The following is a 24,738-nucleotide window of genomic DNA, read 5'->3' as shown; positions in this document are numbered from 1 at the left end:
AGAGCGTTCCAATAGCGATATTGAAACAATATAACATGACCAATGAGAATGAATCGCTATGAAATGTTGGCTTGTAGGTGCCCGCGAACGGGCACCTGAGCGAAGCGGCTTATTCCTCTTCTTTAACCGGAGCCGGCGGCGGGCGCAGTCCGATTTCCGCCGACAACTTGATCTCTTTGCCGTTGCGCATCACCAGGATCGTCACCTTATCGGTCGGCTTGATCCGTGCCACCTGGTTCATCGATTTGCGACCATCACCCGCCGGTTCGCCGTTGATGCTCAGGATCACGTCACCCAATTGCAGCCCGGCTTTTTGTGCCGGACCGTCGCGGAAGATCCCGGCGACCACAATGCCTGGGCGCCCGGTCAGGCCAAACGACTCGGCCAGTTCCTTGGTCAGCGGCTGCACTTCGATCCCCAGCCAGCCGCGAATCACTTGGCCGTGCTCGATGATCGACTTCATCACTTCCATCGCCAGCTTCACCGGGATCGCAAAACCGATGCCCTGGGAACCGCCCGACTTGGAGAAAATCGCCGTGTTGATACCGGTCAAGTTGCCATTGGCATCCACCAGCGCGCCGCCGGAGTTGCCAGGGTTGATCGCCGCGTCGGTCTGGATGAAATCTTCGTAGCTGTTAAGCCCCAGCTGGTTGCGTCCGGTGGCGCTGATGATGCCCATGGTCACCGTCTGTCCCACCCCGAACGGGTTGCCGATGGCCAGTGCCACATCACCCACCCGCAGTCCATCGGAGCGGCCGAGAGTGATGGACGGCAGGCTTTTCAAATCGATCTTCAATACCGCCAGATCCGTTTCCGGGTCGCTGCCCACCACACGAGCCAGGGTCTCGCGACCATCACGCAGGGCCACCACAATCTGGTCGGCGCCGGTGGTCACGTGGTTGTTGGTGAGGATGTAGCCCTCGGGGCTCATGATCACCCCGGAACCCAGGCTGGATTCCATGCGCCGTTGCTTGGGCCCGTTGTCGCCGAAATAGCGGCGGAACTGTGGGTCTTCAAACAGCGGATGCGCTGGTTTGTTGATGACCTTGGTGGTGTACAGGTTGACCACTGCCGGAGCGGCAATGACCACTGCGTCCGCGTATGTCACCGGGCCTTGTACCACCGCGCTGGTTTGCGGTGCCTGTTGCAGGTTCACATCAAGGCTCGGTAAGCCCACCCATTGGGGGAAACGCTGAATAATCAGCATCGCGATCAGCACGCCAGCCAACAATGGCCATCCAAAAAAACGCAGTGCCTTGAGCATCAAGTAAGTCCTGACAGGTTGCAGGGGGCGGGAGAGCGCCCATAATGTCGCGCATTATACGAGGCTGCGAGCGCCTCGGAACGGGATATTTAGGAGTCTTTTATGGCCGTCCCCCTTACCACCCTCGTTGAGGAAGCAGACCGCTACCTCGGCAGTGCAAAAATCCCCGACTACTGCCCCAACGGCCTGCAAGTTGAAGGTCGCCCGCAGGTGATGCGCATCGTCAGCGGCGTGACCGCCAGCCAAGCCCTGCTGGACGCAGCCGTCGAAGCCCATGCCGATTTGATCCTGGTGCACCACGGTTATTTCTGGAAAGGCGAAAACCCCTGCATCACCGGCATGAAGCAACGGCGACTGAAAACCCTGCTCAAGCACGACATCAGTTTGCTGGCCTACCACCTGCCGCTGGACCTGCACCCTGACGTCGGCAACAACGTGCAGCTTGCCAAGCAGTTGGACATCACCGTCGAGGGCCCGCTGGACCCAAGCAACCCCAAGATCGTCGGCCTCGTCGGCTCCCTCGCCGAACCTTTGTCGCCCCGTGACTTCGCCCGCCGCGTACAGGACGTCATGGGCCGCGAACCGCTGCTGATCGAAGGCAGCGAGATGATCCGCCGCGTCGGCTGGTGCACCGGCGGTGGCCAAGGCTACATCGACCATGGGATTGCCGCCGGCGTCGATCTGTTCCTCAGCGGTGAAGCTTCCGAGCAAACCTTCCACAGTGCGCGGGAAAACGACATCAGCTTCATCGCCGCCGGGCACCACGCAACCGAGCGCTACGGTGTGCAGGCTTTGGGAGATTATTTAGCGCGACGTTTCGCCCTGGAGCATCTGTTTATCGATTGTCCCAACCCGATTTGAGCGCCAAACCTGGGGGCATATTCTTATATCGTTTCGATCTAGCTGGCTCCCTGAATAGAAGAAGGTGCTGTGCTAGCATGCCTCGCTCGAACACGGCCCGCTGGCCGTCCATAAGATCGTTTTTCCGTGAGTAGCCATGGTCGACAAACTGACGCATCTGAAACAGCTGGAGGCGGAAAGCATCCACATCATCCGCGAGGTCGCCGCCGAGTTCGACAACCCGGTGATGCTCTACTCGATCGGTAAAGACTCCGCCGTGATGTTGCATCTGGCACGCAAGGCCTTCTTCCCGGGCAAACTGCCGTTCCCGGTGATGCACGTCGATACCCGCTGGAAATTCCAGGAGATGTACGCGTTCCGCGACAAAATGGTCGAAGAACTGGGCCTGGACCTGATCACCCACGTCAACCCCGATGGTGTTGCGCAGGGCATCAACCCGTTCACCCACGGCAGCGCCAAACACACCGACATCATGAAGACCGAAGGCCTTAAGCAGGCATTGGACAAGCATGGTTTCGACGCTGCCTTCGGCGGTGCCCGTCGCGATGAAGAGAAATCCCGTGCCAAAGAGCGCGTGTACTCGTTCCGCGACAGCAAGCACCGCTGGGATCCGAAGAACCAGCGCCCCGAGCTGTGGAATGTCTACAACGGCAACGTCAACAAGGGTGAGTCGATCCGTGTGTTCCCGCTGTCCAACTGGACCGAGCTGGACATCTGGCAGTACATCTACCTTGAAGGCATCCCGATCGTGCCGCTGTACTTTGCCGCCGAACGCGATGTCATCGAGAAGAACGGCACGTTGATCATGATCGACGACGACCGCATCCTCGAGCACCTGTCCGACGAAGACAAAGCCCGTATCGTCAAAAAGAAAGTACGTTTCCGTACCCTTGGCTGCTACCCGTTGACGGGCGCGGTGGAGTCCGAAGCCGAGACGCTGACGGACATCATTCAGGAAATGCTCCTGACGCGAACTTCCGAGCGCCAGGGCCGTGTCATCGACCACGATGGTGCAGGCTCGATGGAAGATAAAAAACGTCAAGGCTATTTCTAAGGGGCTGTCATGTCGCATCAATCTGATTTGATCAGCGAGGACATCCTCGCCTACCTGGGCCAGCACGAGCGCAAAGAGATGTTGCGCTTCCTGACCTGCGGCAACGTCGACGACGGCAAAAGCACCCTGATCGGGCGCCTGCTGCACGACTCCAAGATGATCTACGAAGATCACCTGGAAGCCATTACCCGCGATTCGAAGAAGTCCGGCACCACCGGCGATGACATCGACCTGGCGTTGCTGGTCGACGGCCTGCAGGCCGAGCGTGAGCAGGGCATCACCATCGATGTTGCCTACCGCTACTTCTCCACCGCAAAGCGCAAATTCATCATCGCCGACACTCCTGGCCATGAGCAGTACACCCGCAACATGGCTACCGGTGCCTCCACCTGTGACCTGGCGATCATCCTGATCGATGCCCGCTACGGTGTGCAGACCCAGACCCGTCGCCACAGCTTCATCGCGTCGTTGCTGGGCATCAAGCACATCGTCGTTGCCATCAACAAGATGGACATCAATGGCTTTGACCAAAGCGTATTCGAGTCGATCAAGGCTGATTACCTGAAGTTCGCCGACGGTATCGCGTTCAAGCCGAGCACCCTGGCATTCGTGCCGATGTCGGCGCTCAAGGGTGACAACGTGGTGAACAAGAGCGAGCGTTCGCCTTGGTACACCGGCCAGTCGCTGATGGAAATCCTCGAAACCGTCGAGATCGCCAACGACCGCAACTACACCGACCTGCGTTTCCCGGTGCAGTACGTTAACCGTCCAAACCTTAACTTCCGCGGTTTCGCCGGCACCCTTGCCAGCGGCATCGTGCATAAGGGCGACGAAATCGTTGTTCTGCCATCGGGCAAGAGCAGCCGCGTCAAATCCATCGTCACCTTCGACGGTGAACTGGAGCACGCCGGCCCAGGTCAGGCCGTGACCCTGACCATGGAAGACGAGATCGACATCTCCCGTGGCGACCTGTTGGTGCATGCCGACAACGTGCCGCAAGTGACTGACGCCTTCGATGCCATGCTGGTGTGGATGGCCGAAGAACCGATGCTGCCGGGCAAGAAATACGACATCAAGCGCGCCACCAGCTATGTGCCGGGTTCCATCACCAGCATTGTGCACCGCGTGGACGTGAACACCCTGGCCGAAGGCCCGGCGAGTTCGTTGCAACTGAATGAGATTGGCCGGGTCAAGGTCAGCCTCGACGCCGCCATCGCGTTGGACGGTTACGACAGCAATCGCACCACGGGCGCGTTTATTGTCATCGACCGTTTGACCAACGGCACCGTCGCCGCGGGCATGATCATCGCGCCGCCTGTTACCCACGGCAGCGCGGCGCAGCACGGCAAGTTGGCTCATGTGGCCACTGAAGAACGTGCCCTGCGCTTTGGTCAGCAACCGGCCACCGTTCTGTTCAGCGGCCTCTCGGGCGCTGGCAAAAGCACCTTGGCCTACGCGGTTGAGCGCAAGCTGTTCGACATGGGCCGTGCCGTGTTCGTACTGGATGGTCAGAACCTACGCCACGACCTGAACAAAGGCTTGCCTCAGGATCGTGCCGGGCGTACCGAGAACTGGCGTCGTGCTGCTCACGTGGCGCGTCAGTTCAACGAGGCCGGCCTGCTGACCCTGGCGGCGTTCGTTGCCCCGGATGCCGAAGGCCGTGAACAGGCCAAGGCGCTGATTGGCAGCGACCGCCTGCTGACCGTCTACGTGCAAGCGTCGCCGTTGGTGTGCGCCGAGCGTGATCCGCAAGGTTTGTACGCTGCCGGAGGGGATAACATCCCTGGTGAGTCCTTCCCGTACGACGTGCCGTTGAATGCCGATCTGGTACTCGACACCCAGGCTCTGTCGTTGGAAGAGAGCGTCAAGCAAGTGCTGGAGCTGTTGCGTCAGCGCGGCGCGATCTAAACTTCGCGGCCACAAAAAAGCCCGCCACCGAGTGATCGGTGGCGGGCTTTTTCACATCTTCAAGATCGGGCGCGGTCAAATGTGGGAGGGAGCTTGCCCCCGATAGCGGTGGGTCAGCTACGGCTGCATCAACTGATACTCCCTCATCGGGGGCAAGCCCCCTCCCGCAGGTTGATCATCGCTTGCTTGGGAATTCGGTGTGAAGCTGCTCCAGCAACGCATCCTTGGTTTCCCACAGCTGGTTAATCCACCCCTGGAACGCCAGCCGATACTCCGCATCCTGCTCATAATTCCTGCCGACGAACTCGGCTGGAATCTGCACCTCTTCAAACTGCACCACCACGTCCTGCACCTTGCCGCAGAGCAAGTCCCAATACCCAGGGCGTCCGCCAGGGTAGTGAATGGTCACGTTGACCAGTGATTTCAGCTGTTCCCCCATGGCATCCAACACAAACGCGATTCCGCCCGCCTTGGGTTTGAGCAAGTAGCGAAACGGCGACTTCTGCTGGGCATGTTTGCCCGTCCTAAACCGAGTGCCTTCGGCAAAGTTGAAAATCCCTACCGGGTTTGCGCGAAACTTCGCACAGGTCTTACGGGTGGTTTCCAGGTCTTTGCCTTTCTTCTCCGGGTGCTTCTCCAAGTAGGCCTTGGTGTAGCGCTTCATGAACGGAAAGCCCAACGCCCACCACGCCAGACCAATCACCGGCACCCAGATCAATTCCTGCTTGAGGAAGAACTTCAGCGGGCGAATCCGTCGATTGAGCACGTATTGCAACACCATGATGTCGACCCAGCTCTGGTGGTTGCTGGTCACTAGGTACGAGTGCTGATAGTCCAGCCCTTCAAGGCCTTTGAGATGCCAACGCGTTCGCTGTACCAGGTTCATCCAGCCCTTGTTGTTGGTTACCCAGGCTTCGTGGGTGTGGTTCATCAGCCATTCGCTGAAGCGTTTGGCAAACGGTAGCGCCTTGAACAGCGCGACGATGAACAGGAATGAACACAGCAGTATCGTGTTCAGTGCCAGCAACAGCGAAGCGATGACCCCGCGCACGGCGGCAGGTAGAAAATCCAGCATTTAGATATCCATTGGTCGGTTGGCGGCTTGGATCGCAGTCAGTGCGATGGTGTACACGATGTCGTCGACCTGGGCACCACGGGGCAGGTCGTTGACCGGTTTGCGCAGGCCCTGCAGCATCGGGCCAAGGCTTACGCAGTCGGCGCTGCGTTGCACGGCTTTGTGGGTGGTGTTACCGGTGTTCAGATCGGGGAAGACGAACACCGTGGCTTTGCCGGCGACCTGGCTGTTGGGCGCCAATTGCCGCGCTACGTTTTCGTTGGCGGCGGCGTCGTATTGCAGCGGGCCGTCGATCAGCAGCGAGCTTTGCTGCTCGTGGGCGAGCAGGGTGGCCTCGCGGACTTTTTCCACTTCTTCTCCGCTGGCTGAATCACCGCTGGAATAACTGATCATCGCCACACGTGGGGTAATGCCGAATGCCGCCGCCGAATCGGCGCTTTGCAGGGCGATTTCCGCCAGCTCCGCAGCGCTTGGGTGCGGGTTCATCACGCAGTCGCCATAGACCAGCACCTGCTCGGGGAACAGCATGAAGAACACGGACGACACCAGGGTGCAGCCCGGCGCCGTTTTGATCAGCTGCAGGGCAGGGCGGATGGTGTTCGCGGTGGAGTGGATAACGCCAGAGACCAGGCCGTCCACTTCGTCCAGCGCGAGCATCATCGTGGCGATCACCACGGTGTCTTCCAATTGTTGCTCGGCCATTGGCGCGTTGAGGCTCTTACTTTTGCGCAGCGCGACCATCGGTTCGACGTAGCGTTGGCGGATTAGGTCCGGGTCGAGAATCTCAAGGCCTTCAGGCAATTCGATGCCTTGGGCGCGGGCGACGGCTTCCACGTCTGCCGGCTTGGCCAGAAGCACGCAGCGCGCGATGCCCCTTGCCTGGCAGATAGCGGCGGCTTGCACGGTCAGCGGCTCGCTGCCTTCGGGCAGCACAATGCGTTTGTTGGCAGCCTGGGCGCGTTGGATCAACTGGTAGCGGAACACCGCCGGTGATAGACGCATCTCCCGCGGCGTGCCGCAGCGCTGGTGCAGCCAGCGCGCGTCGAGGTGGCTGGCGACGAAATCGGTGATGATCTCCGCACGCTCGCGGTCATCAATGGGGATTTCCTTGTTGAGGTTGTTGAGCAGGTTAGCGGTCTCGTAGGAACCGGTACTCACCGACAAAACCGGCAGCCCAGCCTGGAAGGCGCCGCGGCACAGATCCATGATGCGCGGGTCGGGCAGGGTATCGCTGGTCAGCAGCAGGCCGGCCAGGGGTACGCCGTTGATCGCGGCCAGGCTGACGGCGAGGATGATGTCGTCACGGTCGCCGGGGGTCACCACCAGCACGCCGGGCTTGAGCAGCTCTACGGTGTTACGCATAGTGCGGGCGCAAATGATGATCTTGGTCATGCGCCGAGTTTCGTAGTCGCCGGCGTTGAGGATCTGCGCGCCCATCAGGTCGGCTACGTCGCGGGTGCGCGGCGCGTTGAGTTCCGGCTGGTACGGGATGCAGCCCAGCAGGCGGAAGTCACCGCTGCGCAACAGCGGCGAATGTTCTTTCAGGCGCGCCGAGAAAGCTTCCATGCTTTCGTCGGTGCGTACTTTGTTGAGGATTACGCCGAGTACCTTCGGGTCTTTCGGGCCGCCGAACAACTGGGCCTGCAATTCCACGCGGCCTGAGAGTTCGGTAAGCACTTCGTTTTCCGGAGCGGAGACTAGAATCACTTCAGCATCCAGGCTCTTGGCCAAGTGCAGGTTGACCCGCGCCGCGTAGCTGGCGTTGCGGGTCGGCACCATGCCTTCGACGATCAGCACATCCTTGCCCACCGCGGCCTGCTGATACAGCGTGATAATTTCTTCGAGCAGTTCATCCAGCTGGCCGTCGCCTAGCATCCGCTCTACATGGGCGAGGCCCAGGGGTTGTGGAGGCTTCAGGCCGTGGGTGCGTGCCACCAGTTCGGTGGAGCGTTCTGGGCCGGTGTCGCCAGGATGCGGTTGGGCAATCGGCTTGAAGAAGCCGACTTTCAGCCCGGCCCGTTCAAGGGTGCGCACCAGCCCTAGGCTGATGGAGGTCAGACCCACACCAAAATCGGTGGGCGCGATAAAAAAAGTCTGCATGCGAATTCTCTGGAGGTGCATGGCTTCGGTGGCGCTCTATGGCTGAGTGCCTACCGGGAATCAGGCGTCAAGGTTATCGTTATTCGGCGCTTGCGCACACCAGCCGCAGGCAAAGGGCTGGCCTATTTTTTCCAGGCGCTGTGCGGGGTCGAGTACCCACGCGCGGGATTGCCACGGCGGCTGGTGGCGCAGGTGCTGGGTATGGCCGCATGACAGCTCGGCCACCCAATGCCCTTCTTCGTCCGAATGAAAACCGATGATCATGACCGTTGATTGGTCCCGTCCGTCCGGGTTCCGTTCGCTTTCGGGCAAATCCTTGTTTAGACTTGTCCGTTCTTCATTCTTATGCAAAAGGTCTCGCCCCATGACGATCGCCGCTAACAAGGCTGTCTCCATCGACTATACCCTGACCAACGACGCTGGTGAGGTCATCGACAGCTCCGCCGGCGGCGCGCCGCTGGTCTACCTGCAAGGTGCAGGTAATATCATCCCAGGCCTGGAAAAGGCCCTGGAAGGCAAGGCAGTTGGTGATGAACTGACCGTAGCCGTAGAACCTGAAGATGCCTACGGCGAATACTCTGCTGAACTGGTCAGCACTTTGAGCCGCAGCATGTTCGAAGGCGTTGACGAGCTGGAAGTGGGCATGCAGTTCCACGCTTCCGCGCCGGACGGCCAAATGCAGATCGTGACCATCCGTGATCTGGACGGCGACGACGTAACCGTCGACGGCAACCACCCTCTGGCTGGTCAGCGCCTGAACTTCCAAGTAAAGATCGTTGCCATCCGCGACGCTTCCCAGGAAGAAGTTGCTCACGGCCACGTTCACGGTGAAGGCGGTCATCAGCACTGATTGATGCGTTAATCAGCTGATAGCAAAAACGCCCCGACTGGTTCGGGGCGTTTTTTTGTGCCTGAAATCATCACAGCTCCATCTGTGGCAAGGGGCAAGCTCGCTCTCGCATGTGTTTTCAGGCACAAACAAAAATGCCCCGGACCTTTCGGTACGGGGCATTTCCTAACTGTTTCGCAACCAAGGTTACGTAGCAGTTGTTACCACTTAGGCTGCAGCAGCAACGCTCAGAGCCTTGATGTGGCCATTCAGGCGGCTCTTATGGCGAGCGGCCTTGTTCTTGTGGATGATGCCTTTATCGGCCATACGGTCGATAACTGGCACAGCCAGAACGTAAGCTGCTTGAGCTTTTTCAGCGTCTTTGGTGTCGATGGCTTTAACTACATTCTTGATGTAGGTACGAACCATGGAACGCAGGCTGGCGTTGTGGCTGCGACGCTTCTCAGCCTGTTTTGCACGTTTTTTGGCGGAAGGTGTGTTGGCCACCGTCGAGCTCCTCGAAAGACTTTTTAGGAAATAGCAAACAAAATAGGCCGCGAATCATGCCGATGACTTGATGTGTTGTCAAGGGCGGCTGATGCGAACTGCTGAGTGGTCGATCTGAAGAGGCGGGTGATTTATTTCCGGCGCTTGACCTGTAAACTCGCGAGCTTTGGCTCTGTGCTGTTGCAGGCGCGCAGTATCGCATAAGTGGGCGCTTTGTTCGCCTGCTCTTTATCTATAGGCGCAAACTCTTTCAATGAATCTGCTCAAATCGTTGGCTGCCGTCAGCTCTATCACAATGATCTCCAGGGTTTTGGGGTTCGTGCGTGACACCCTGCTGGCGCGCATTTTTGGCGCCAGCATGGCCACGGATGCCTTCTTTATTGCCTTTAAGTTGCCCAATCTGCTGCGCAGGATCTTCGCTGAAGGCGCATTTTCCCAAGCGTTCGTGCCGATTCTGGCTGAATACAAGACTCAGCAGGGCGAGGAAGCTACTCGTACCTTTATTGCCTACGTTTCGGGCCTGCTGACCCTGGTTTTAATGCTGGTGACCCTCCTCGGAATGCTCGCCGCTCCCTGGGTGATCTGGGCGACGGCCCCCGGTTTTGCTAATACGCCGGAAAAGTTCGCGCTGACCACTGATCTGCTGAGAGTGACCTTTCCTTATATATTGCTGATTTCCCTGTCATCCCTGGCCGGGGCGATCCTCAATACTTGGAACCGGTTTTCGGTGCCGGCGTTCGTGCCAACGTTGCTAAACGTCAGCATGATTATTTTCGCGCTGTTTCTCACGCCGTACTTCGATCCGCCGGTCATGGCCTTGGGTTGGGCGGTGCTGGCCGGTGGTCTGGCGCAATTGCTCTACCAACTGCCGCACCTGAAAAAGATCGGCATGCTCGTGCTGCCTCGCCTGAATCTGAAAGACACCGGCGTCTGGCGCGTGATGCGCAATATGCTGCCGGCGATTCTCGGCGTGTCGGTCAGTCAAATTTCCCTGATTATCAACACGGCCTTTGCCTCGCTGCTGGTATCGGGCTCGGTGTCGTGGATGTATTACGCCGATCGTCTGATGGAGTTGCCTTCCGGCGTGCTCGGCGTGGCCTTGGGCACAATTCTGCTGCCGACCCTGGCGCGTACCTACGCAAGCAAAGACCGCCAGGAGTACTCGCGCATCCTCGATTGGGGCCTGCGCCTGTGTTTCGTCCTGGTGTTGCCGTGCGCCCTTGCGCTGGGAATCCTGGCCGAGCCGCTAACGGTCTCACTGTTCCAATACGGACAGTTCGACGCCCATGACGCCTTGATGACGCAGCACGCGCTGGTTGCTTACTCCGTTGGCCTGCTCGGCATCATCGTGATCAAAGTGCTGGCGCCTGGCTTCTACGCCCAGCAGAACATCCGCACCCCGGTCAAAATCGCGATTTTCACGCTGATCGTCACGCAACTGCTCAACCTTGTGTTTATCGGCCCGTTGGCTCACGCCGGCCTGGCCCTGGCCATCAGTGCGGGCGCCTGCATCAACGCTGGACTGCTGTTTTATCAGCTGCGCAAACAGCAGATGTTCCAGCCGCAGCCGGGCTGGGGCATGTTTGCCCTGAAATTGCTGGTGGCGGTGGCAATGATGTCGGCGGTTCTGCTTGGGTTGATGCACTTTATGCCAGCGTGGGACCAAGGCCATATGTTAGATCGCTTCATGCGCCTGGGTGCGCTGGTGGTCGCCGGTGTGGTGGTGTACTTCGGTATGTTGCTGCTGCAGGGTTTCCGCCTGCGCGATTTCAATCGCAAGTCGCTGAGCTAGAGAGTTTGCTGCGATAAAACAGGTGTTTTATCGATTCCATCCACCTTGCCCTGCGCTGTTGCCTGTCGTCCGGGGCTGGGTGTGGTTATAATCGACCACTTTATGAGCAAGAAGCGCGTTATGCAGCTGGTTCGAGGTCTCCACAACCTGCGCCCCCAGCATCGGGGCTGCGTCGCCACTATTGGCAACTTTGACGGTGTTCACCGTGGTCATCAGGCTATCCTGGCCCGGCTGCGCGAGCGTGCGGTCGAGTTGGGCGTGCCCAGCTGCGTGGTGATTTTTGAGCCACAGCCGCGGGAATATTTCACTCCGGAAACGGCGCCAGCCCGCTTGGCTCGCTTGCGGGACAAGCTGCAACTGCTAGCTGAAGAAGGTGTGGACCGCGTCCTCTGCCTGGCTTTCAATCAGCGCTTGCAAAGCCTCAGCGCTGCCGAGTTCGTTGACCGCATCCTCGTGGATGGCCTGGGCGTACAACATCTGGAGGTCGGCGACGACTTCCGTTTTGGTTGCGACCGGGTTGGGGATTTTGAATTCCTACAGCACGCCGGCGTCATCCAGGGCTTTACCGTCGAAGCCGCGCAAACCGTCGAATTAGATGGCCTGCGCGTGAGCAGTACCCAAGTGCGTAATGCGCTGGCGGCTGCCGACTTCGTCTTGGCTGAGCGTTTGCTCGGTCGCCCGTTCCGCATTGCCGGGCGGGTGCTGCACGGCCAGAAGCTGGCGCGCCAATTGGGCACGCCAACCGCCAACGTGCAACTCAAGCGCCGTCGTGTGCCGCTGACAGGGGTTTACCTGGTTAGCGTCGATATTGACGGCCAGTCGTGGCCGGGAGTCGCCAACATAGGCGTCAGGCCCACGGTTGCAGGTGATGGCAAGGCCCACCTGGAGGTTCACCTTTTGGATTTTGCCGGTGATTTATACGACCGGCGTTTGACGGTGGTTTTCCACCAGAAGCTGCGTGAAGAGCAGCGTTTCGCCTCCCTTGAGGCGTTGAAAACGGCGATCAATGCGGATGTCGCCGCCGCCCGTGCACTAGCCGCACCTAGCGCCCATCGCTAACCGAAGAGCCTTAAATGACCGACTATAAAGCCACGCTAAACCTTCCGGACACCGCCTTCCCAATGAAGGCCGGCCTGCCACAGCGCGAACCGCAGATCCTGCAGCGCTGGGACAGTATTGGCCTGTACGGAAAGTTGCGCGAGATTGGCAAGGATCGTCCGAAATTCGTCCTGCACGATGGCCCTCCTTACGCCAACGGCACGATTCATATCGGTCATGCGCTGAACAAAATTCTCAAGGACATGATCCTGCGCTCGAAAACCCTGTCGGGCTTCGACGCGCCGTATGTGCCGGGTTGGGACTGCCACGGCCTGCCGATCGAACACAAGGTCGAAGTGACCTACGGTAAGAACCTGGGTGCCGATAAAACCCGCGAACTGTGCCGTGCCTACGCCGCCGAGCAGATCGAAGGGCAGAAGTCCGAGTTCATCCGCCTGGGTGTGCTGGGCGAGTGGGACAACCCGTACAAAACCATGAACTTCAAGAACGAGGCCGGTGAAATCCGTGCCTTGGCCGAAATCGTCAAAGGCGGTTTCGTGTTCAAGGGCCTCAAACCCGTGAACTGGTGCTTCGATTGCGGCTCGGCCCTGGCTGAAGCTGAAGTCGAATACGAAGACAAGAAGTCCTCGACCATCGACGTAGCCTTCCCGATTGCTGACGACGCCAAGCTGGCCCAGGCGTTTGGCCTGGCTAGCCTGAGCAAACCGGCTGCCATCGTGATCTGGACCACCACCCCGTGGACCATTCCCGCGAACCAGGCGCTGAACGTGCACCCGGAATTCACCTATGCCCTGGTGGACGTCGGTGATCGCCTGCTGGTACTCGCCGAGGAAATGGTCGAAGCGTGCCTGGCTCGCTACGAACTGCAAGGTTCGGTGATCGCCACCACCACCGGTTCCGCGCTGGAGCTGATTAACTTCCGTCACCCGTTCTATGACCGTCTGTCGCCGGTGTACCTGGCTGACTACGTCGAGTTGGGTTCGGGTACCGGTGTGGTTCACTGCTCGCCCGCCTATGGCGTGGACGACTTCGTGATCTGCAAGAAGTACGGCATGGTCAACGATGAGATCATCAACCCGGTGCAAAGCAACGGTGTTTACGTGCCTTCGCTGGAGTTCTTCGGCGGCCAGTTCATCTTCAAGGCCGATCAGCCGATCATCGATAAGCTGCGTGAAGTCGGTGCGCTGATGCAAACCGACACCATCAAGCACAGCTACATGCACTGCTGGCGTCACAAGACCCCGCTGATCTACCGCGCCACCGCGCAATGGTTTATCGGCATGGACAAAGAGCCGACCAGCGGCGACACCTTGCGTGTGCGCTCGCTCAAGGCCATCGAAGACACCACGTTCGTCCCGGCGTGGGGCCAGGCGCGCCTGCATTCGATGATCGCCAACCGTCCGGACTGGTGCATCTCCCGTCAACGCAACTGGGGTGTGCCGATCCCGTTCTTCTTGAACAAGGAAAGCGGTGAGTTGCATCCGCGTACCGTCGAACTGATGGAAGTGGTGGCCCAGCGTGTTGAACAGGAAGGCATCGAAGCCTGGTTCAAGCTGGACGCCGCCGAACTGCTGGGCGAAGAAGCGCCGCAGTACGACAAAATCAGCGACACCCTCGACGTATGGTTCGACTCGGGCACCACCCACTGGCACGTGCTGCGCGGTTCGCACCCGATGGGCCACGAGACCGGTCCGCGTGCCGACCTGTACCTGGAAGGCTCGGACCAACACCGTGGCTGGTTCCACTCGTCATTGCTGACCGGTTGCGCCATCGACGATCACGCCCCGTATCGCGAGCTGCTGACCCACGGTTTCACCGTCGACGAGACGGGCCGCAAGATGTCCAAGTCGCTGAAAAACGTGATCGAACCGAAAAAGATCAACGACACCCTGGGCGCCGACATCATGCGTCTGTGGGTTGCGTCTACTGACTACTCGGGCGAGATCGCCGTATCGGACCAGATCCTGGCCCGCAGCGCCGATGCCTACCGTCGTATCCGTAATACCGCGCGCTTCCTGCTGTCGAACCTGACCGGCTTCAACCCGGCCACCGATATCCTGCCGGCCGAGGACATGCTCGCCCTGGACCGTTGGGCTGTGGACCGTACCCTGTTGCTGCAGCGCGAGTTGCAGGAGCACTACGGCGAATACCGCTTCTGGAACGTGTATTCGAAGATCCACAACTTCTGCGTGCAGGAGTTGGGTGGTTTCTACCTCGACATCATCAAGGACCGCCAGTACACCACCGGCGCCAACAGCAAGGCACGCCGCTCGGCGCAGACCGCTCTGTATCACATCTCCGAAGCGCTGGTGCGCTGGATCGCACCGATCCTGGCCTTCACCGCCGACGAGCTGTGGGAATACCTGCCGGGTGAGCGTAACGAGTCCGTGATGCTCAACACCTGGTACGAAGGCCTGACCGAACTGCCGGCCGATTTCGAACTGGGTCGCGAGTACTGGGAAGGCGTGATGGCCGTCAAAGTAGCAGTGAACAAGGAGTTGGAAGTGCAGCGTGCGGCCAAGGCCGTCGGCGGCAACCTGCAGGCCGAAGTCACCCTGTTTGCCGAGGAAGGCCTGACCGCCGACTTGACCAAGCTGAGCAACGAACTGCGCTTTGTACTGATCACCTCGACTGCAAGCTTGGCGCCATTCGCCCAGGCCCCAGCGGACGCCGTGGCCACCGAAGTACCGGGCCTCAAGCTCAAAGTGGTCAAGTCGGCCTTTGCCAAGTGCGCTCGTTGCTGGCATTGCCGTGAAGACGTCGGCGTGAACCCTGAGCATCCAGAAATCTGTGGTCGTTGCGTCGACAACATCTCGGGTGAAGGCGAGGTTCGCCATTATGCCTAATACCAGTCGTTTCGGACGTCTGGGCTGGCTCGTACTGAGTTTGTTGGTCCTGGTCATTGACCAGGTCAGCAAGGCTCATTTCGAAGGCTCCCTGGAAATGTTCCAGCAAATCGTGGTGATCCCGGATTACTTCAGCTGGACCCTCGCCTACAACACCGGCGCCGCTTTCAGCTTCCTGGCTGACGGTGGCGGCTGGCAGCGCTGGTTGTTCGCGCTGATCGCCGTGGTGGTCAGTGCGGTGCTCGTGGTCTGGCTCAAGCGCCTGGGCCGCGATGACACCTGGCTGGCCGTCGCCTTGGCCTTGGTTCTGGGCGGCGCGCTGGGTAACCTGTACGACCGCATTGCCCTGGGCCATGTGATCGACTTTATCCTGGTGCATTGGCAGAACCGTCATTATTTCCCTGCGTTCAACTTTGCCGACAGCGCCATCACCGTTGGTGCAATCATGCTGGCGCTGGATATGTTCAAAAGTAAGAAAACCGGAGAGACCGTCAATGACTGATCAGGTATTGGCTGAGCAACGCATCGGCCAGAACACGGAAGTCACTTTGCATTTCGCATTGCGCCTGGAGAATGGCGACACGGTCGACAGCACGTTCGACAAGGCCCCGGCGACCTTCAAGGTCGGCGACGGCAATCTGCTGCCGGGTTTCGAAGCGGCTCTATTCGGTTTCAAGGCTGGCGACAAGCGCACCCTGCAGATCCTGCCGGAAAACGCTTTTGGTCAGCCTAACCCGCAAAACGTGCAGATCATCCCGCGTTCGCAGTTTCAGGACATGGACCTGTCGGAAGGCCTGCTGGTGATCTTTAACGACGCCGCGAATACTGAGCTGCCTGGCGTGGTGAAAGCGTTCGATGACGCGCAAGTGACCATCGACTTCAACCACCCGTTGGCCGGTAAAACCTTGACGTTTGACGTTGAAATCATCGACGTTAAAGCGCTCTAACTGACGAAACACACTAAATGTGTGGATCGGACTTGTGTGAGGGGGCTTGCCCCCGATAGCGGGGTATCAGTCAAAGTTTTTTACTGACCCATCACTATCGGGGGCAAGCCCCCTCCCACCTTTGATCTTCATTGTCAGTTGAGTAGCTTCAATACTGACCCATAGTAGCTGCAAGACACGAGGCACAGCATGCAAATCAAACTCGCCAACCCCCGTGGCTTCTGCGCCGGCGTGGACCGTGCGATCGAAATCGTCAATCGTGCCCTGGAAGTTTTCGGTCCGCCGATCTACGTGCGTCATGAAGTCGTCCACAACAAGTTTGTGGTCGAAGACCTGCGCGCACGTGGCGCCATCTTTGTCGAAGAACTGGAGCAGGTGCCGGACGACGTGATCGTCATCTTCAGTGCTCATGGTGTTTCCCAGGCCGTGCGTACCGAAGCGGCGGGCCGGGGCCTGAAAGTGTTCGACGCGACTTGCCCGCTGGTTACCAAGGTGCACATCGAAGTCGCGCGCTACAGCCGTGATGGTCGGGAATGCATTCTGATCGGTCATGCCGGTCACCCGGAAGTCGAAGGCACCATGGGCCAATACGACGCCAGCAACGGCGGCGCCATCTACTTGGTGGAGGACGAGAATGACGTCGCCAGCCTTCAGGTACACAACCCTGATCGTTTGGCCTTCGTGACCCAGACAACCTTGTCCATGGACGACACCAGCCGTGTGATCGACGCGCTACGCAGCCGCTTCCCGGCCATTGGCGGCCCGCGCAAGGATGACATCTGCTACGCCACCCAAAACCGCCAGGACGCGGTCAAACAATTGGCTGACGAGTGCGATGTGGTTCTGGTGGTCGGCAGTCCTAACAGCTCCAATTCCAACCGCCTGCGTGAGCTGGCTGAGCGGATGGCGACACCGGCGTACCTGATCGACGGTGCCGAAGACATGCAACGCAGTTGGTTCGATGGCGTCGAGCGTATTGGCATCACTGCGGGTGCTTCTGCCCCTGAAGTGCTGGTGCGCGGTGTTATCCAGCAACTGCACGCCTGGGGCGCTACCGGCGCTGATGAGCTGGCAGGACGTGAAGAGAACATCACTTTCTCCATGCCCAAGGAGCTGCGCGTTCGCTCATTGCTTTGAACGTCAGGGTGCCGGATTAACTTCGGCACAACGCCTGTTCGGCTTTATCGCTACGCAGGCTGATACGCCCACTAGGCGCCAGCACCAACTGGTGCAGGCTTTGCGCCGAGTCCCTGGCGCATACGTGCACAGTGCCAGCACGAAAACCTCCCCCTGAAAACACCGGCTCGCCTGAACTGCTGAAGCGCACCTGGCTTTTGACCGGCCCATTCCCGACTATCGGCACGCGCCCGCTGTCTTGGCGCTCCAAGAGCACGGGGTTGTCGTCGTCCTGATGGCCGTGTCCGCTCACATCCAATATCACCCGCCAACCCTTGCTCCAGTCCTCGTCCAGTGCGTGGATGACCACCGCACGGTTACGCGCGATGGCTTCAGTGCGTGCGAAGCGAAGCCCGCTGGTAAGTGATTGTGCCGCGCTTTGTCGCAGCTGTGACTCCAGCAGGCCCATGAAATTAGGTGCTGCCAGATGCAGCAGAGTGCCGCTCACAAGGAGTCCAAGCAGCAGTTCGATCAGGGTAAAACCTCGCTGTTCCATCGGCTTTCTCTCCGTGGGCGTGTTTAGGAAACAGGTCTAGGCATAGGTATAGCGTCCGTTTCTGGGAGGCGAATGATGGCCTATAGGTCCAAAGTATTTCCCTTTGTGCCGTGGGCAGCACGGGCGAAAAACCGACGCTAGTCTTGGATCGCACAGCGGGATTTCCTGCTTTCTTCGGCCTTCGACACGGATGACGACGGTAATGCTTTCCTGCCTTAACACCTGTTTTCCCCATGCTTTTGCGCGATGCCAGACCGGCATGACGTTGATCGAGGTACTGGTGGCGATGCTGATTCTCACCGTGGGCCTGTTAGGCGCAGTGGTGCTTCAACTAAATGCCCTCAAGTACACCGAAAGTTCGAGGATGACCAGTCAGGCCAGTTTTATTGCCTACGATATGCTCGACCGAGTCCGCGCCAATTCCGGTGCGGACTACTCATTGCGCCACGGAGTGCGGGCCCCCAGTACTGGGAACGTCAGCGTGCGTGATTTGGACCTCCATGATTTCGAATCCAATATTCGCGCCTTTGCCGGGGAGGGTGCCAAAGGTTCAGTGGCGGTCAGCACAAATGAAGTGACTGTCAGTATCAGTTGGGATGGCAGCCGAAGTGAGAACACGCCTGGCGCGCGGGAAACCTTGTCCCTGACCAGTCGCATCGACAATGAACCAGGGGTAATGCAATGAGGCCTCTGGTTAGCGGTTTCAGCCTGGTGGAATTGTTGCTGGCACTGGCCGTCGGTTTGGTACTGGTGATTGGAGGGAGCCAAGTGGTGATCAGCTCCCGAGTTACCTACGCCAGCCAGCAGGCTTCCATGTTGTTGCAGGATGACGCGCGGTTTGCGCTGGGCAAGATGATTCAGGACATTCGTCAGGCTGGGATGTTTGGCTGTTTGGCCACGGAAGTTATTGATAACGCGCCGCCAGCCTTTGAACAGCCCGTGCGCTGGACTGCCGGGGGTAGCTCAAAGTCGCTAACGCTGGTCACCACTGATGTCGGCCGAGGGGTTGGCAGGCCAGACTGGACGGTGCTGTCCGACTGCACGACTAACGCTCAAGCCTATGCAGGGAATCCACCTGCCCCTGATCCTGGACAGATTCGTTTTGCGATTCGACAGCTGACTTACACCTTCGAGACCAGCCAGTTAAAGGTCAGCACGCTCGCAGCGCCGGCCAAGGCGGTGCTGGTGGATAACGTGCGGGATTTCGATATCAGTTTCGGCGTGGCTGCCAGGGCGTCATCACCGCGGGTTGTGGGCTACGACGCCATGCCATCCGATGAGGCCTTGATCCGCAGCGTGCGCATCCGCATGACGCTGCAGGACCCCACTGGGAAGGTGAGAGATCAAACCTACAGCGTGGTGGTGGCTCTGCGAAACCGTGTGGGGTAGGGCAGCCATGAAGAGTGCTGGAGGTATTTCTTTACGACAAAGAGGGATAGTCCTGCTGATAAGCCTGGTGTTTCTGCTGTTGTTGGCGTTGATCGGGTTGTCGTCCATGCAGGGGGCAGTCACCCAGCAAAAAATTGCCGGCAGCCTGTGGCATCGCAACCAATCGTTTCAAGCAGCAGAAAGTGGCTTAAGGCTGGGGGAGGAAGTTGTGAGGCGAAAGGGTGCGGATTTGCCGCAGTGCCATTCGATTGTTGCCTGTGGGCCTCCGGATGAGGCGTTGTCGGTGGTCGCGGCCGGTACCAGTCCTGTTTCATCAGTTAACTGGGTTGCCATCAAAGGGGGGCTCTACGGTATTCAATCCCTTGGTCCGAGCGTAGGGCTGGCGAATTTGCCACCGCAAACCCCAGCAACGTTGTACCGGGTGACGGCGATTGGGATCAGTGGTCAGTCACGCACGGTATTGGAGACCGTGTACGCGCGAGTGGACGAAGCCAGTGGCTCGCGTTTTAGGCGAGTGTCTTGGCGACAACTTCAATAAGGAGCAATGGAATGGGCATGGACAGCCAGGGATTTACCCTGATCGAGTTACTGATCGCTGTGGCGATTATCGCGTTTCTGGCCGGGATCGCTTACCCCGGGTACACCGGCCATGTGAAAAAAGTCTATCGCGCGGAAATTGTCGCGCTGCTGACTGAGCAAGCTCAGCTACTGGAGCGCTTTTATACGAGGAACGGCACTTTTATTGACGCAAGCGGCGTCAGCACGGGCAATGATCGCTATAGAATCACCGCTGCGTTGAACCCTCAGGATTTCTACTTGGTCGCTACGCCGGGCGCCGATTCGTTGATGGCTGGTGACCCTTGCGGTGGCTTCAGCCTCAGCAGCACCGGTCTACGGGCCAATCCGGGTGCTGCTCCTGAAATGTCGCGCCAGACATGCTGGGGGCAATGATGAGGTGGCTGGATGATTGGGCGCCGGGCGCGTCTGTTCCTATTTTATCGGCTGGATCAAATGATGGCTAAGCAACAGCAAGTGGTGATTGTCGGGGGCGGAGTCATTGGCCTGCTGACGGCGTACAACCTGGCGAGCCAGGGGCAGGCGGTGGTCCTGTTGGAGCGCGCCGGCGTTGGGCAGGAGTCTTCATGGGCGGGCGGTGGCATTGTTTCGCCGCTGTATCCGTGGCGCTACAGCCCGGCGGTCACTGCTTTGGCCCATTGGTCCCAGGATTTTTATCCACAACTGGGTGAGCGCCTGTTTGCCGCCACCGGCGTGGATCCGGAGGTTCATGTCACCGGCTTGTACTGGTTGGACTTGGACGACGAGGCTGAAGCGCTGGCGTGGGCGATCCGTGAAGGTCGGCCCCTGACCAAAGTGGATGTTTCGGCCGCCCATGATGCGGTGCCGGTGCTGGGCGACGGATATTGCCAGGCAATCTATATGGCGAATGTGGCCAATGTGCGAAACCCTCGCTTGGTTAAATCCCTTAAAGCCGCGTTATTGGCGATGCCTGGCGTAATCGTTCACGAACAGTGCGAAGTCACCGGATTTGTTCTGGAAGGCGACAATGTGGTGGGCGTAAATACGGCAGAGGGGCCGATTGTGGGCGCGCATGTAGTGTTGGCGGCAGGAGCGTGGAGCGGTGAGTTGCTTGGCACGCTGGGCTTGGCGCTTCCGGTGGAGCCGGTCAAGGGGCAGATGATTTTGTACAAGTGCGCCTCGGACTTCCTGTCGAGCATGGTCCTGGCCAAGGGGCGTTACGCCATCCCCCGGCGCGACGGACACATTCTCATCGGAAGTACCCTTGAACATGAGGGCTTCGACAAGACACCCACCGAAACTGCGCTGGAAAGTCTCAAGGCCTCGGCTGTGGAACTGATTCCCGCTCTTGCGGATGCCGAGGTGGTTGGGCATTGGGCCGGTTTGCGCCCCGGTTCACCGGAAGGCATTCCCTATATTGGCCAGGTGCCCGGCTTCAAAGGGCTGTGGCTCAACTGCGGGCACTACCGCAACGGCCTGGTTCTGGCGCCGGCGTCCTGTCAGTTGTTTGCAGACTTGTTGCTGGGGCATACGCCGATTATCGACCCCGCACCTTACGCGCCTGAAGGTCGGATCAGCGCTGGATAGACTTCGGTCCCTGCTCCAGATGCGCCTGGGTGCAATACCACTCCTGGCGTGAGCTTAGGGCGCGATCCTGTGGCAGGTGCACGCCGCAGTGGGCGCAGCGCACCATCAACGCAGCGCTTGGCTCGCTTGTGCGTCGCTGCTTGGTGGCCGGGCTTTTGAATTTGCGCCAGAACCATACCGCTGCAGCAATAACGGCAATCCAGAACAGAAGACGAAGCATGATGGGCGGTTTCTCGATAAGGAATGCGCCAGTTTAGCCAAGGACGTGGCAAGCGCACAGCGCAATAATACTGCCCAATAAAAAAGGAGCCCCGAGGGGCTCCTTTTTGCGTTGCGTCGACAGATCAGTCGAACACACCGAAGGTCATGTAGCTGAACCAGGAGCGGTCCTGATTGTTGCCCAGGGCCTCTGGCTCTTCTTCTTCGATCACGTCGCCGTTCTCGTCGTGCGGCTTGAGCTCCGAAGGAATGGCTTCCTTGGCGTCCTGGTACTGCTTGATCACGTCCTGATTGGCGCGGGTTTCGCCCGGCGGCAACGGTGGGCGCGACTCGATCAGGCCCAGGGTGTATTTGCTCAGCCACGAACGGTTGTCCGCTTCTGCAACCTGAGGCACGAACTGGCCGTCTTTCAGGCTCGGGTGATCCGGGTAGTTGAGCTTCAGGGTTTCCAGGCTGGTGTTGGCCAGTTCGTCCAAGTGCAGACGTTGGTAGGCCTCGGTCATCACTGCCAGGCCGTCACCCACGGAAGGGGTCTCCTGGAAGTTTTCTACTACATAGCGGCCACGGTTGGCAGCAGCGACATACGCCTGACGGGTCAGGTAGTAGTGAGCTACGTGGATCTCGTAAGACGCCAGCAGGTTGCGCAGGTAGATCATGCGCTGCTTGGCGTCCGGGGCGTAGCGGCTGTTCGGGTAGCGGCTGGTCAGCTGGGCGAACTCATTGTAGGAGTCGCGGGCCGCACCTGGGTCACGCTTGGTCATGTCCAGCGGCAGGAAGCGCGCCAGCAGGCCAACATCCTGGTCGAACGAGGTCAGGCCCTTGAGGTAGTAGGCGTAGTCCACGTTCGGGTGTTGCGGGTGCAAACGGATGAAACGCTCGGCGGCGGACTTGGCGGCTTCCGGTTCGGCGTTCTTGTAGTTGGCATAGATCAGCTCAAGCTGAGCCTGGTCGGCATAGCGCCCGAACGGATAACGCGACTCCAGTGCCTTCAGCTTCGCTGTGGCGCTGGTGTAGCTATTATTGTCCAAGTCTTTCTGTGCCAGTTGGTACAGCTCGACTTCGCTCAGGTTTTCGTCGACGACTTCCTTTGTTGACGAGCAAGCAGCAGTCATGGCGAGGATGGCGATCAGCAGCAGGTGTTTCACTTGCATGGCGGCTTGCGTCCCTATGACGGCCGCTGTCTTGGGCGGGGCCGTCCTGTTATGATGAGCGCCCCGTTGAAAGCCTCGGGGCAAAAGACGCCGTATTTAACCACAAGCGCGCAGCCGAAACCAAAGGCTGTGCCACGCCTAGTCTGAGCATGTCCGATAAAATTGAACTTCGCGCAGAGGTGCCGTCCGAATTGGGCGGCCAACGCCTCGATCAAGTCGCCGCACAATTATTCGCTGAGCACTCGCGCTCGCGCCTTTCCGCCTGGATCAAAGACGGCCGCCTGACTGTGGATGGAGCGGTTATCCGCCCGCGAGACATAGTCCATGGCGGTGCGATTCTTGAGCTGACTGCCGAGCAGGAAGCCCAGGGAGAATGGGTCGCCCAAGACATTGAGCTGGATATCGTCTATGAAGACGACGACATCCTCGTCATCAACAAACCCGCAGGCCTGGTGGTTCACCCGGCGGCCGGGCACGCTGATGGCACCTTGCTCAATGCCCTGTTGCACCATATCCCGGACATCATCAACGTGCCGCGCTGCGGTATCGTGCACCGTCTGGACAAGGACACCACCGGCCTGATGGTGGTTGCCAAGACCATTCAGGCGCAGACGCAGCTGGTTACGCAGTTGCAGAGCCGTAGCGTCAGCCGGATCTATGAGTGCATCGTGATCGGCGTGGTCGTCGCGGGTGGCAAGATCAACGCCCCTATCGGTCGCCACGGCCAGCAGCGCCAGCGCATGGCGGTAATGGAGGGCGGCAAGCAGGCCGTAAGCCACTACCGTGTATTGGAGCGTTTCCGTTCCCACACCCACGTTCGGGTCAAGCTGGAAACCGGTCGTACTCACCAGATTCGCGTGCACATGGCCCACATCAACTTCCCGTTGGTCGGCGATCCTGCCTACGGTGGTCGCTTCCGCATTCCGCCTGCGGCCAGTCAGACAATGGTTGAATCGCTCAAGACGTTCCCGCGCCAGGCACTGCATGCACGCTTCCTGGAACTGGATCATCCGACGAGTGGTAAGCGCATGAGCTGGGAATCGCCACTGCCGGACGATTTTGTCTGGTTGCTGTCACTGCTCAAGCAGGACCGTGAGGCGTTTGTTGGATGAGTGACTGGCTGATACCTGACTGGCCCGCGCCGGCTCGGGTAAAGGCCTGCGTTACCACCCGTGCGGGCGGCGTCAGCCTGGCGCCGTTCGACAGCCTCAACTTGGGCGATCATGTAGAGGACAGCCTGGAGGCCGTTCTTGAAAATCGCCGTCGTCTTAGCGACGCTTTTGATATTCAGCCGGCCTGGCTGCGCCAAGTTCACGGGGTGACCGTGGTTGAGGCTGATCCTGGCCGCACGGCTGAAGCCGATGGCTGTTGGACCAGCAACCCAGGCATCGCTTGTACCTCTATGACTGCCGATTGCCTGCCCGCGTTATTCTGCAACCGCGCAGGGACTCGTGTCGCAGCGGCCCATGCCGGTTGGCGCGGGTTGGCGGCTGGCGTGTTGGAAGCGGCTTTCGAAAGTCTGGATACCGCTCCTGCCGACGTATTGGTCTGGTTGGGTCCGGCAATCGGTCCTCGATCCTTTGAAGTCGGTCCGGAGGTGCGTGAAGCCTTCATGCAGCAACTGCCGACCACTGCCCAAGCCTTTGTGCCGAGCCGTAATCCTGGCAAGTTCATGGCCGACATCTATCAACTGGCTCGCCTGCGCCTTGCCGCACGGGGTGTCACGGCTGTTTACGGTGGTGGTTTGTGCACCGTGACCGATCCGCGCTTCTTTTCTTACCGGCGCAGTCCGCGCACCGGTCGATTTGCCTCCCTTATCTGGCTCGAACGCTAGACTCTCCTGACTTACGTCAACTGTCCGTAGCTTGAATCTTCCAGAATCCACCCCATCTATAAGGGTATCTGGCAGGTTTCTTCATTCAGGAATGTTTTATAGCTCCG

25 protein-coding genes are annotated in these 24,738 nt (G+C 59.3%); 17 read left to right on the top strand and 8 right to left on the bottom strand.

Annotated elements, in window-relative coordinates; genetic code table 11:
• Positions 1–109: 109 nt before the first annotated feature.
• Complete coding sequence (gene algW / locus G9Q84_RS03080; protein ID WP_032886161.1) at positions 110–1,264, bottom strand: Do family serine endopeptidase AlgW; 1,155 nt, start codon at positions 1,262–1,264, stop codon at positions 110–112.
• A gap of 102 nt (positions 1,265–1,366) precedes the next feature.
• On the opposite strand from algW, the gene G9Q84_RS03075 reads away from it, so the two are divergent.
• From G9Q84_RS03075 to cysN, 3 genes are all read left to right on the top strand, one after another.
• Positions 1,367–2,125, top strand: coding sequence for a Nif3-like dinuclear metal center hexameric protein (locus tag G9Q84_RS03075; protein WP_181642869.1), 759 nt, complete (start codon positions 1,367–1,369; stop codon positions 2,123–2,125).
• A gap of 136 nt (positions 2,126–2,261) precedes the next feature.
• Positions 2,262–3,179: a sulfate adenylyltransferase subunit CysD gene (cysD, locus tag G9Q84_RS03070; protein WP_032886164.1), complete on the top strand. Its 918-nt coding sequence runs from the start codon at positions 2,262–2,264 to the stop codon at positions 3,177–3,179.
• Positions 3,180–3,188: 9 nt separating this feature from the next.
• Positions 3,189–5,087: a sulfate adenylyltransferase subunit CysN gene (gene cysN, locus G9Q84_RS03065; RefSeq protein WP_122680396.1), complete on the top strand. Its 1,899-nt coding sequence runs from the start codon at positions 3,189–3,191 to the stop codon at positions 5,085–5,087.
• A gap of 175 nt (positions 5,088–5,262) precedes the next feature.
• Here the strand turns inward: cysN and G9Q84_RS03060 are convergent, their stop codons facing one another.
• From G9Q84_RS03060 to G9Q84_RS03050, 3 genes are read right to left on the bottom strand one after another with little or no spacing between them, the layout of a single operon-like run.
• Complete coding sequence (locus G9Q84_RS03060; RefSeq protein WP_181642868.1) at positions 5,263–6,162, bottom strand: acyltransferase; 900 nt, start codon at positions 6,160–6,162, stop codon at positions 5,263–5,265.
• Entirely contained in the window at positions 6,163–8,262 is a 2,100-nt protein-coding gene (gene pta / locus G9Q84_RS03055) for a phosphate acetyltransferase (RefSeq protein ID WP_099601957.1), read from the bottom strand.
• A 60-nt stretch (positions 8,263–8,322) separates the two neighbouring features.
• Positions 8,323–8,658, bottom strand: a complete 336-nt coding sequence (locus G9Q84_RS03050) for a DUF3565 domain-containing protein (protein WP_032886171.1) — start codon at positions 8,656–8,658, stop codon at positions 8,323–8,325.
• On the opposite strand from G9Q84_RS03050, the gene G9Q84_RS03045 reads away from it, so the two are divergent.
• Complete coding sequence (locus G9Q84_RS03045; protein ID WP_032886172.1) at positions 8,627–9,112, top strand: FKBP-type peptidyl-prolyl cis-trans isomerase; 486 nt, start codon at positions 8,627–8,629, stop codon at positions 9,110–9,112. The two genes, G9Q84_RS03050 and G9Q84_RS03045, sit on opposite strands and share 32 nt — an antisense overlap.
• Before the next feature lie 207 nt (positions 9,113–9,319).
• Here the strand turns inward: G9Q84_RS03045 and rpsT are convergent, their stop codons facing one another.
• Positions 9,320–9,598 (bottom strand): 30S ribosomal protein S20, encoded by a 279-nt coding sequence (gene rpsT / locus G9Q84_RS03040; protein ID WP_016976313.1) that lies wholly within the window; start codon positions 9,596–9,598, stop codon positions 9,320–9,322.
• Positions 9,599–9,851: 253 nt separating this feature from the next.
• Between rpsT and murJ the strand changes: the two genes are divergently transcribed.
• From murJ to ispH, 6 genes are all read left to right on the top strand, one after another.
• On the top strand, positions 9,852–11,390 hold the full coding sequence (murJ, locus tag G9Q84_RS03035) for a murein biosynthesis integral membrane protein MurJ (RefSeq protein ID WP_032886173.1): 1,539 nt from the start codon (positions 9,852–9,854) through the stop codon (positions 11,388–11,390).
• Between the two features lie 120 nt (positions 11,391–11,510).
• Positions 11,511–12,449: a bifunctional riboflavin kinase/FAD synthetase gene (ribF, locus tag G9Q84_RS03030; RefSeq protein WP_181639228.1), complete on the top strand. Its 939-nt coding sequence runs from the start codon at positions 11,511–11,513 to the stop codon at positions 12,447–12,449.
• A 14-nt stretch (positions 12,450–12,463) separates the two neighbouring features.
• Positions 12,464–15,295, top strand: a complete 2,832-nt coding sequence (gene ileS, locus G9Q84_RS03025) for an isoleucine--tRNA ligase (protein WP_181642867.1) — start codon at positions 12,464–12,466, stop codon at positions 15,293–15,295.
• Positions 15,288–15,797, top strand: a complete 510-nt coding sequence (gene lspA / locus G9Q84_RS03020) for a signal peptidase II (RefSeq protein WP_095183789.1) — start codon at positions 15,288–15,290, stop codon at positions 15,795–15,797. The genes ileS and lspA overlap by 8 nt, the downstream gene beginning before the upstream one ends.
• Before the next feature lie 7 nt (positions 15,798–15,804).
• Positions 15,805–16,242, top strand: coding sequence for an FKBP-type peptidyl-prolyl cis-trans isomerase (gene fkpB / locus G9Q84_RS03015; protein WP_174562729.1), 438 nt, complete (start codon positions 15,805–15,807; stop codon positions 16,240–16,242).
• Positions 16,243–16,431: 189 nt separating this feature from the next.
• Positions 16,432–17,379 (top strand): 4-hydroxy-3-methylbut-2-enyl diphosphate reductase, encoded by a 948-nt coding sequence (gene ispH, locus G9Q84_RS03010; RefSeq protein WP_032886178.1) that lies wholly within the window; start codon positions 16,432–16,434, stop codon positions 17,377–17,379.
• Between the two features lie 16 nt (positions 17,380–17,395).
• Here ispH and G9Q84_RS03005 read toward each other — a convergent pair whose 3' ends face one another.
• Positions 17,396–17,914 (bottom strand): GspH/FimT family pseudopilin, encoded by a 519-nt coding sequence (locus G9Q84_RS03005; RefSeq protein ID WP_050442823.1) that lies wholly within the window; start codon positions 17,912–17,914, stop codon positions 17,396–17,398.
• 202 nt (positions 17,915–18,116) lie between these two features.
• Here G9Q84_RS03005 and pilV point away from each other — a divergent pair, with 202 nt between their 5' ends.
• From pilV to thiO, 5 genes are all read left to right on the top strand, one after another.
• Positions 18,117–18,599: a type IV pilus modification protein PilV gene (pilV, locus tag G9Q84_RS03000; RefSeq protein ID WP_099601959.1), complete on the top strand. Its 483-nt coding sequence runs from the start codon at positions 18,117–18,119 to the stop codon at positions 18,597–18,599.
• A complete protein-coding gene (locus G9Q84_RS02995; protein WP_179179535.1) occupies positions 18,596–19,303 on the top strand; it encodes a prepilin-type N-terminal cleavage/methylation domain-containing protein in 708 nt (235 codons plus the stop codon). The genes pilV and G9Q84_RS02995 overlap by 4 nt, the downstream gene beginning before the upstream one ends.
• A gap of 7 nt (positions 19,304–19,310) precedes the next feature.
• Entirely contained in the window at positions 19,311–19,841 is a 531-nt protein-coding gene (locus tag G9Q84_RS02990) for a pilus assembly PilX family protein (RefSeq protein ID WP_122752393.1), read from the top strand.
• Between the two features lie 11 nt (positions 19,842–19,852).
• Positions 19,853–20,254, top strand: a complete 402-nt coding sequence (locus G9Q84_RS02985) for a type IV pilin protein (RefSeq protein ID WP_099601962.1) — start codon at positions 19,853–19,855, stop codon at positions 20,252–20,254.
• Positions 20,255–20,317: 63 nt separating this feature from the next.
• Entirely contained in the window at positions 20,318–21,427 is a 1,110-nt protein-coding gene (gene thiO, locus G9Q84_RS02980; protein WP_181642866.1) for a glycine oxidase ThiO, read from the top strand.
• Here the strand turns inward: thiO and G9Q84_RS02975 are convergent.
• Both G9Q84_RS02975 and G9Q84_RS02970 read right to left on the bottom strand, forming a co-directional pair.
• Positions 21,414–21,647, bottom strand: coding sequence for a PP0621 family protein (locus G9Q84_RS02975; RefSeq protein ID WP_032886182.1), 234 nt, complete (start codon positions 21,645–21,647; stop codon positions 21,414–21,416). The genes thiO and G9Q84_RS02975 overlap by 14 nt on opposite strands.
• A 124-nt stretch (positions 21,648–21,771) precedes the next feature.
• Entirely contained in the window at positions 21,772–22,797 is a 1,026-nt protein-coding gene (locus tag G9Q84_RS02970) for an outer membrane protein assembly factor BamD (RefSeq protein ID WP_032886183.1), read from the bottom strand.
• Between the two features lie 149 nt (positions 22,798–22,946).
• Between G9Q84_RS02970 and rluD the strand changes: the two genes are divergently transcribed.
• Both rluD and pgeF read left to right on the top strand, forming a co-directional pair.
• Positions 22,947–23,909, top strand: coding sequence for a 23S rRNA pseudouridine(1911/1915/1917) synthase RluD (gene rluD, locus G9Q84_RS02965; protein WP_032886184.1), 963 nt, complete (start codon positions 22,947–22,949; stop codon positions 23,907–23,909).
• Complete coding sequence (gene pgeF / locus G9Q84_RS02960; protein WP_181642865.1) at positions 23,906–24,631, top strand: peptidoglycan editing factor PgeF; 726 nt, start codon at positions 23,906–23,908, stop codon at positions 24,629–24,631. The genes rluD and pgeF overlap by 4 nt, the downstream gene beginning before the upstream one ends.
• The last annotated feature ends 107 nt before the right edge of the window (positions 24,632–24,738 follow it).

It is taken from the genome of Pseudomonas sivasensis (assembly GCF_013778505.1).
Taxonomy (GTDB): Bacteria; Pseudomonadota; Gammaproteobacteria; order Pseudomonadales; family Pseudomonadaceae; genus Aquipseudomonas; species Aquipseudomonas sivasensis.
Note: the sequence above shows the minus strand (reverse complement) of the source record. Positions and strands in the feature narration are given on the sequence as shown.

Bases quoted from the DNA above. Each gene is read 5' to 3' on its own strand.
- G9Q84_RS02975 (WP_032886182.1), bottom strand. From the start codon at position 21,647: ATGCTTCGTCTTCTGTTCTGGATTGCCGTTATTGCTGCAGCGGTATGG.
- G9Q84_RS02995 (WP_179179535.1), top strand. From the start codon at position 18,596: ATGAGGCCTCTGGTTAGCGGTTTCAGCCTGGTGGAATTGTTGCTGGCA.
- G9Q84_RS03060 (WP_181642868.1), bottom strand. From the start codon at position 6,162: ATGCTGGATTTTCTACCTGCCGCCGTGCGCGGGGTCATCGCTTCGCTG.
- cysN (WP_122680396.1), top strand. From the start codon at position 3,189: ATGTCGCATCAATCTGATTTGATCAGCGAGGACATCCTCGCCTACCTG.
- G9Q84_RS03075 (WP_181642869.1), top strand. From the start codon at position 1,367: ATGGCCGTCCCCCTTACCACCCTCGTTGAGGAAGCAGACCGCTACCTC.
- ispH (WP_032886178.1), top strand. From the start codon at position 16,432: ATGCAAATCAAACTCGCCAACCCCCGTGGCTTCTGCGCCGGCGTGGAC.
- G9Q84_RS03050 (WP_032886171.1), bottom strand. From the start codon at position 8,658: ATGGAGACAGCCTTGTTAGCGGCGATCGTCATGGGGCGAGACCTTTTG.
- thiO (WP_181642866.1), top strand. From the start codon at position 20,318: ATGGCTAAGCAACAGCAAGTGGTGATTGTCGGGGGCGGAGTCATTGGC.
- rluD (WP_032886184.1), top strand. From the start codon at position 22,947: ATGTCCGATAAAATTGAACTTCGCGCAGAGGTGCCGTCCGAATTGGGC.
- G9Q84_RS02985 (WP_099601962.1), top strand. From the start codon at position 19,853: ATGGGCATGGACAGCCAGGGATTTACCCTGATCGAGTTACTGATCGCT.
- cysD (WP_032886164.1), top strand. From the start codon at position 2,262: ATGGTCGACAAACTGACGCATCTGAAACAGCTGGAGGCGGAAAGCATC.
- pgeF (WP_181642865.1), top strand. From the start codon at position 23,906: ATGAGTGACTGGCTGATACCTGACTGGCCCGCGCCGGCTCGGGTAAAG.
- ileS (WP_181642867.1), top strand. From the start codon at position 12,464: ATGACCGACTATAAAGCCACGCTAAACCTTCCGGACACCGCCTTCCCA.
- G9Q84_RS03045 (WP_032886172.1), top strand. From the start codon at position 8,627: ATGACGATCGCCGCTAACAAGGCTGTCTCCATCGACTATACCCTGACC.
- murJ (WP_032886173.1), top strand. From the start codon at position 9,852: ATGAATCTGCTCAAATCGTTGGCTGCCGTCAGCTCTATCACAATGATC.
- algW (WP_032886161.1), bottom strand. From the start codon at position 1,264: ATGCTCAAGGCACTGCGTTTTTTTGGATGGCCATTGTTGGCTGGCGTG.
- lspA (WP_095183789.1), top strand. From the start codon at position 15,288: ATGCCTAATACCAGTCGTTTCGGACGTCTGGGCTGGCTCGTACTGAGT.
- pta (WP_099601957.1), bottom strand. From the start codon at position 8,262: ATGCAGACTTTTTTTATCGCGCCCACCGATTTTGGTGTGGGTCTGACC.
- G9Q84_RS02970 (WP_032886183.1), bottom strand. From the start codon at position 22,797: ATGCAAGTGAAACACCTGCTGCTGATCGCCATCCTCGCCATGACTGCT.
- ribF (WP_181639228.1), top strand. From the start codon at position 11,511: ATGCAGCTGGTTCGAGGTCTCCACAACCTGCGCCCCCAGCATCGGGGC.
- G9Q84_RS03005 (WP_050442823.1), bottom strand. From the start codon at position 17,914: ATGGAACAGCGAGGTTTTACCCTGATCGAACTGCTGCTTGGACTCCTT.
- G9Q84_RS02990 (WP_122752393.1), top strand. From the start codon at position 19,311: ATGAAGAGTGCTGGAGGTATTTCTTTACGACAAAGAGGGATAGTCCTG.
- pilV (WP_099601959.1), top strand. From the start codon at position 18,117: ATGCTTTCCTGCCTTAACACCTGTTTTCCCCATGCTTTTGCGCGATGC.